A 5,324-nucleotide genomic window follows, 5' to 3' on the forward strand; every position below is an offset into this window, starting at 1 on the left:
GGCGGCCAAGGCGGCGACCGTCGATGTGACCTTTATCAACGAAGACTCCTCGCTGACACGCGGGCGCGATCCTAGCGCCGGCATTGCGGCGCGGCGATGGCGCGGTTGGTCGCGCCCCCGTCCCATGACAGACGGCGAAGCTTACAGAACCGTAATACTTAGATTAAAGCGGCGTAATATTGTTAAACTACGCTCATGACAGCATATTCACGGGACTTCGTGAGATCAGAGAAGTAATCACTCCTCACCGGCCGGCGACATCGCCGGCATCAACAAATCGAGGGATGATCCAGATGACCCAGCTCACCGCCCGTTTCGTCGGCCTCGCCACCCTGGCGCTCGCCGCCCTGCCGATGGCCGCCGTGGCCACCTCCGTCCGCGCCGAGCCGGCCTCGGTCCGCGTCGCCGATCTCGACCTGAGCCGCACCGAAGGCGTCGCCGCCTATCACCAGCGCGTCGCCTCGGCCGCCGAAGCCCACTGCCGTCAGTCCGGTGTGGCGGCCAGCGCCCTCAGCCAGGTCGCCGCCTGCAAGGCGGGGGTCCGGGCCGAACTGGTCCAGAAGCTGTCGGCCGTGCAACAGGCGCAAGCCGGCCGCACCTCGGTGCTGGCCTGGCGCTAAGCCGTCAGGCCCGGCGGCTCAGGCCGTCGGGGAGCCTTCGTCGAGCAGCTGGCGGACCCGATCCGCCAGCTCGCCCGGATTGAACGGCTTGGGGAACATCACCGCCCCGTCCACGCCGAAGCGGTCGAGATGGGCGGCATGGCCGGTGATGTAGATGACCTTGAGGTCGGGGTTGAGCGTCCGCGCCCGGCGGGCGACATCGAAGCCGGTTGTGCCGGGCCCGAGGTTGATGTCGGCGACGAGCACGCCGTAGCGCGTCGCCTCGGCCTCCAGGGCGGCGTAGGCGCCAGCGTCGCTGTCGACGCCGAATACGTCGATGCGGCGCTCCTCGAACGCCTCTTCGATCAGCTCGCGGATATCCGCCTCGTCCTCGACGAGGAGCACGCCCGCTTTGCGACTTTCTCTCATCAGGATGTCGCCTACCCGACACGGGGTTGATCCGTCCACCCACTTCCCCGGTGAACTTTTCGCGAGGACGCCCGCGCGGCTCGGCCTTGATCGCCGGGCCGGCCCATGCGAGGGGCGGCCCATGAGCGATACTCTTCCCGACCGCCTGTCGACCGATCCGTCCAGCCCGTACTACGACGCCGATATCCTGGCGCGGAACGTGGGCGTCCGCTTCAAGGGCGAAGAGAAGACCAATGTCGACGAATATTGCGTCTCGGAAGGCTGGGTGCGCCTGGCGGTCGGCAACAGCCGCGATCGCCACGGCAAGCAGCTGACGGTCAAGCTGAAGGGCGAGGTCGAGCCCTACTTCCGCGCCGACTGACGCGATCTGGCCTGCGGCGCTCGGCCGCGCCGCCTGCGACCGGACGACACAAGGCCCCGACCCGCGGAGGGTGGGATAACTCCGTTCCTCTGGGCGGGAAGAGCGCGATGTTCGATCTGACGGTGGTCGCGCAAGGCGGCCGGTGGCTGCTGTGCGACGACGAGCAAGGCGAGCTGTGCAGCTTCGCCTCTCAGGCCGAGGCGCTGGAGGCGGTCAGCGCCTATGCGCGGGTCGATGACGAGGCGCGCTACGTGCTGATCCAGGAGACGCCGGGCGAATGGCGCGAGACCATCGTCGATCCGCCGCGTCCACACTGATCGGGCGGCGCTGACGGCGGTGCTGAACCCGCCGCCGGCAGCCTCGGCCGGTCAGCGACGGGTCAGCGTCTCAGTCCATCAGGCCGCGTCGACCAGGACGACTTCCGCGTCCTCCAGCGCGGTCACGCGCAGGACGTCCTCGTCCTGGATCGCCGCGCCGTCGCGGGCGTCGAGGCGGACACCGTTGACTTCGACCGCGCCGGCCGCCGGCACGAGGTAGGCGCGCCGGCCGCGGCCGAGTGGATACTCCGCGGTCTCCCCGGCCCGGATCGTTGCGCCGGCGACCCGCGCGTCGGTGCGGATCGGCAGGGCGTCGTCGTCGCCGGGCAGGCCCGAGGCCAGGGTCACGAAGCGGCCGTGTCGGTCGCCCTTCGGGAAGGGCTTGGCGCCCCAGGCCGGCGGGCCGCCGCGAGCGGTCGGCTCGATCCAGATCTGGAAGATCCGGGTGGTCTCCGGCTCGAGGTTGTACTCGGCGTGGCGGATGCCCGTGCCGGCGCTCATCACCTGCACGTCGCCCGCCTCGGTGCGGCCCTGGTTGCCCAGGCTGTCCTGGTGGGTGATCGCGCCTTGGCGGACGTAGGTGATGATCTCCATGTCGGCGTGCGGGTGCGGCGGGAAGCCGGACTGCGGGGCGATCTCGTCATCATTCCAGACGCGCAGGGTTCCCCAATTCATCTTCGCCGGATCGTAGTAGTTGGCGAAGGAGAAGTGGTGCCGCGCCTTCAACCAGCCGTGGTCCGCGCCGCCAAGGGCGTCGAAAGGTCTCCGCTCGATCATGGTTCGGTCCTCCAGGGCACGGGAACTGGCCGCGCCGTCTCGCCAGCCAAGATAGTCATCCTGGTTGAGAGACAAATCCGTGCCACGGCAGAGGATTGTTGCCACAGCGGAAAGGGACGTTTGGTCGCAGGCAGGTTAGCTGCGCGCGGGGGCTGCGTTAACTCAGGATTTAATCGTGTGGGTTGCACTGCAACCCGCGTGATGAAGTACGAAGTGATAGAGCGTATGGGCGACTGGATCGTCCGAGAGGACGGGGTCGAGGTCGGTCGTTACGACTTCCAGACCCGGGCCCTCGACGAGGTCGCCCGTCGGCTGCGGCAGGCGCCGTCCGGCGTCAGCGCGGCGCTGTCGATGCGCTATCAGCAGCCGGCGTCCTGAGGTCTTTTTTCGACACAGCAACATATGTGCTGGCGGGCCCCGACCCGATGTGACCAAGATCATGACATCGCCGGGCGTGACCTTTACTGGCTCCGGCGACTGAGAGACATGACCCCCGCAAAAAAGAGGGGCTGCACTCCCGCCGTCGAGCTGAGGGAGTTCCACGTGCCTTATCTCTGCTATGTGCATCGAATATCGGGTGGGGTGCCGCACTTCGAGGTGCTGCCGGACGTCGATCACGCCGAGGCCATGACCATGGCGGCGGCGATCCTGACGCAGCGGCGGGACGGACTGCGTGCCGAACTTTGGCAGGACGACGTGCTGGTCGGCGCCGTTGCGGCGGCGCGGACCGCCGAGGTCGCCGCCTAAACCCGCATTTCGAAATAGGCGACGCCGCTGCCGGCCGTGTGGCCGAGCATGGTGACGCGGAACACCGAACCGTCCTCCAGCGTCAGCTGGCCCTCGCCCTGGCGGAACGCCTCTTCGGCGATTTCCGGCGTGGCCGTGAGGCTACCGCGCAGGCGCAGCGGCCCGAACCGCAGCGTGCCGGGAACCCCCTGAATCTCATAGTCGACCGGACCGGTGAAGCCGCGATAGCGAAGCTCGCCGGCGCCGGGATGTACGGGAAGCGGCTTTCGGGCGTGCCCCATCGGCTCTCCTTTTTATCGGTGAGCCAAGATAACGCCTACGGCCGGGCTTCGATCCCGTCGCGGGCGAACTTTGCGCGTTGAGATGAGGTCAGGTTTGGGGGAGCGGATCGCGCCGCAACCGCAGGACGCACATCGGGCCGTCCCAGACCTCGACGCGGGCGAAACACTTCAGGCGGTCGTGAGCCAGCGCCTTGAGCTGCCCGCGATCGGCGTCGCGGAGCTGCTGGGTGAAGGTGGTCTCGCCACTCTCGTCCAGTCCGTAGAGCAAGAGCTCGCTCAAAGGGCAGTCCCTCCCGTGTGGGCGATACCTAGCGCGGCCCCGAAACAGCCGTCTGCTCAACTCCCGACATAGGGCCGGAAAAGATGCTCGCCCATCGGTTGCGTGAGCGCAACGCCGATCGCGCCAGGATGAACGCCCCGGCGCCCCGCGCGTTGATCTGCAAGCTGGGCTGAGAGGTCGGCCGCCATGACGTTTGGGAACCACTTTCTGGACTCCCTGTCCCTGCGGGACGTCGCGGCCCTGCGGCCGCATCTGACCGAGGTCGAGCTGGCGCGGAACACGCGCCTGGGGGAGCCTGGAGAGCCTGTCGTCGACATCCACCTGCCGATCGACGCCGTGCTGTCGGTGGTGACGGTGATGCGCGACGGCGCGCAGGTCGAGAGCCGCACCATCGGCCGGGAGAGCGGCTATGGCCTGCTGCACGCATTGGGCTCGCCGATCGCCTACGAACGGATGTTGATCCAGGTCGGCGGACGCAGCTGGCGGCTGCCGGCCGAGCGCGTTCGCGAGGCCGTGCAATCCAGCCCGGGCCTGGCGGCGGCCATCGTCCAGCATGCCCAGGCCACCCTGCTGCAGACGGCGCACGCAGCAGCCTGCAACAGCCTGCATTCCGCAGAGCGCCGCCTGTGCCGCTGGTTGCTGATGACCCAGGATCGGGTGGGTTCCGACGTGCTGCCGCTGACCCAGGAGCATCTGTCGATCATGCTGGGCGTGCAGCGGACAACCGTGACCGTGCTGGCGTCCGGCCTGCAGGCCCGGGGGATGATCTCCTACGCCCGCGGCAGGATCACGGTACGCAACCGCCCCGGGCTCGAGGCCGCTGCCTGCGAATGCTACGCGGCGGTGCGGACGGCGACGGAGACCGTCCTGCGGTGGCGCTGATCACATAAGGCGCCCGGCTGGAACGTTCGCCGGAGCCGGCGGCTTGCACAGGCCTCATCGGGGGATCGACGGGAGCTTTGTGTATGACCGCTGCTGACACCTTCAGCGTTGGAGGAACCGGCCATGCGCCGCCGTTCCCCAATATCGCCTGGCCGACGACCCGCCGCCTCGAGCGCCTGACCGAGGCTCCGAGCATGGCCGTGGGCAAGAGCGGCGCGCGCCTGTCCACGGACCGGGTGCGGGCAGCGCCGGCGATCTCGCCGCAGCTGTCCTTCATGATCGGCCAGACGGCGATCGGCCTCGGTTTCTGGGGCGCGCTGTTCCCGAAGAGCGTCAAGCGGACCTTGGGAGTCACCGCGTCGACCCCGACGGTCCAGGCGCTGTTCGGCGTACGAGAGTTGATCACCGGCTTCACCCTGGCGGGGGATCCGACCAAGGCCGGCATGCTGTGGGCGCGCGTGGCGGGCGACGTCTGCGACATCGCGGTGCTGTCCTCGCTGGACCGGCCGCAGAACCCCAAGCGGGGTAACGCCAAGGTCGCCCTCGGCCTCGTGCTGGCGGTGACCGCCCTCGACCTGATCACCGCGGTGCGCATGAGCACCGTCAAGCGCAATTGCGACTGAGGGGAATCCCATGAAGGCGATCTGCTGG

11 protein-coding genes are annotated in these 5,324 nt (G+C 68.4%); 7 read left to right on the forward strand and 4 right to left on the reverse strand.

Features of this window, described 5'->3' with window-relative positions:
- Window positions 1-293: 293 nt before the first annotated feature.
- Window positions 294-620, forward strand: a complete 327-nt coding sequence (locus tag ACILRF_RS14050; RefSeq protein ID WP_395673943.1) for a UrcA family protein — start codon at window positions 294-296, stop codon at window positions 618-620.
- An 18-nt stretch (window positions 621-638) separates the two neighbouring features.
- On the opposite strand, the gene ACILRF_RS14055 is transcribed toward ACILRF_RS14050, so the two are convergent.
- The gene (locus ACILRF_RS14055) at window positions 639-1,028 is read right to left on the reverse strand and encodes a response regulator transcription factor (protein ID WP_395673945.1); all 390 of its coding nucleotides are present in this window, start codon (window positions 1,026-1,028) and stop codon (window positions 639-641) included.
- Window positions 1,029-1,149: 121 nt separating this feature from the next.
- Between ACILRF_RS14055 and ACILRF_RS14060 the strand changes: the two genes are divergently transcribed.
- Together ACILRF_RS14060 and ACILRF_RS14065 are read left to right on the forward strand one after the other, a co-directional pair.
- Entirely contained in the window at window positions 1,150-1,389 is a 240-nt protein-coding gene (locus tag ACILRF_RS14060; RefSeq protein ID WP_395673947.1) for a DUF3297 family protein, read from the forward strand.
- A gap of 107 nt (window positions 1,390-1,496) precedes the next feature.
- Window positions 1,497-1,706, forward strand: coding sequence for a hypothetical protein (locus ACILRF_RS14065; RefSeq protein WP_395673949.1), 210 nt, complete (start codon window positions 1,497-1,499; stop codon window positions 1,704-1,706).
- Between the two features lie 78 nt (window positions 1,707-1,784).
- On the opposite strand, the gene ACILRF_RS14070 is transcribed toward ACILRF_RS14065, so the two are convergent.
- Entirely contained in the window at window positions 1,785-2,483 is a 699-nt protein-coding gene (locus ACILRF_RS14070; protein WP_395673951.1) for a pirin family protein, read from the reverse strand.
- 177 nt (window positions 2,484-2,660) lie between these two features.
- On the opposite strand from ACILRF_RS14070, the gene ACILRF_RS14075 reads away from it, so the two are divergent.
- Both ACILRF_RS14075 and ACILRF_RS14080 read left to right on the forward strand, forming a co-directional pair.
- Entirely contained in the window at window positions 2,661-2,861 is a 201-nt protein-coding gene (locus ACILRF_RS14075) for a hypothetical protein (protein ID WP_395673952.1), read from the forward strand.
- Window positions 2,862-2,969: 108 nt separating this feature from the next.
- Window positions 2,970-3,230: a hypothetical protein gene (locus tag ACILRF_RS14080; RefSeq protein WP_395673954.1), complete on the forward strand. Its 261-nt coding sequence runs from the start codon at window positions 2,970-2,972 to the stop codon at window positions 3,228-3,230.
- On the opposite strand, the gene ACILRF_RS14085 is transcribed toward ACILRF_RS14080, so the two are convergent.
- The gene (locus ACILRF_RS14085) at window positions 3,227-3,511 is read right to left on the reverse strand and encodes a hypothetical protein (RefSeq protein WP_395673956.1); all 285 of its coding nucleotides are present in this window, start codon (window positions 3,509-3,511) and stop codon (window positions 3,227-3,229) included. The two genes, ACILRF_RS14080 and ACILRF_RS14085, sit on opposite strands and share 4 nt — an antisense overlap.
- An 88-nt stretch (window positions 3,512-3,599) precedes the next feature.
- Window positions 3,600-3,791, reverse strand: coding sequence for a hypothetical protein (locus tag ACILRF_RS14090; protein WP_395673958.1), 192 nt, complete (start codon window positions 3,789-3,791; stop codon window positions 3,600-3,602).
- A gap of 186 nt (window positions 3,792-3,977) precedes the next feature.
- Here ACILRF_RS14090 and ACILRF_RS14095 point away from each other — a divergent pair, with 186 nt between their 5' ends.
- The gene (locus ACILRF_RS14095; protein ID WP_395673960.1) at window positions 3,978-4,673 is read left to right on the forward strand and encodes a Crp/Fnr family transcriptional regulator; all 696 of its coding nucleotides are present in this window, start codon (window positions 3,978-3,980) and stop codon (window positions 4,671-4,673) included.
- An 83-nt stretch (window positions 4,674-4,756) separates the two neighbouring features.
- Complete coding sequence (locus ACILRF_RS14100; protein WP_395673962.1) at window positions 4,757-5,296, forward strand: hypothetical protein; 540 nt, start codon at window positions 4,757-4,759, stop codon at window positions 5,294-5,296.
- The last annotated feature ends 28 nt before the right edge of the window (window positions 5,297-5,324 follow it).

The sequence above is a fragment of the Phenylobacterium sp. genome (genome assembly GCF_044236515.1).
In the GTDB taxonomy this organism is placed as follows: domain Bacteria; phylum Pseudomonadota; class Alphaproteobacteria; order Caulobacterales; family Caulobacteraceae; genus Phenylobacterium.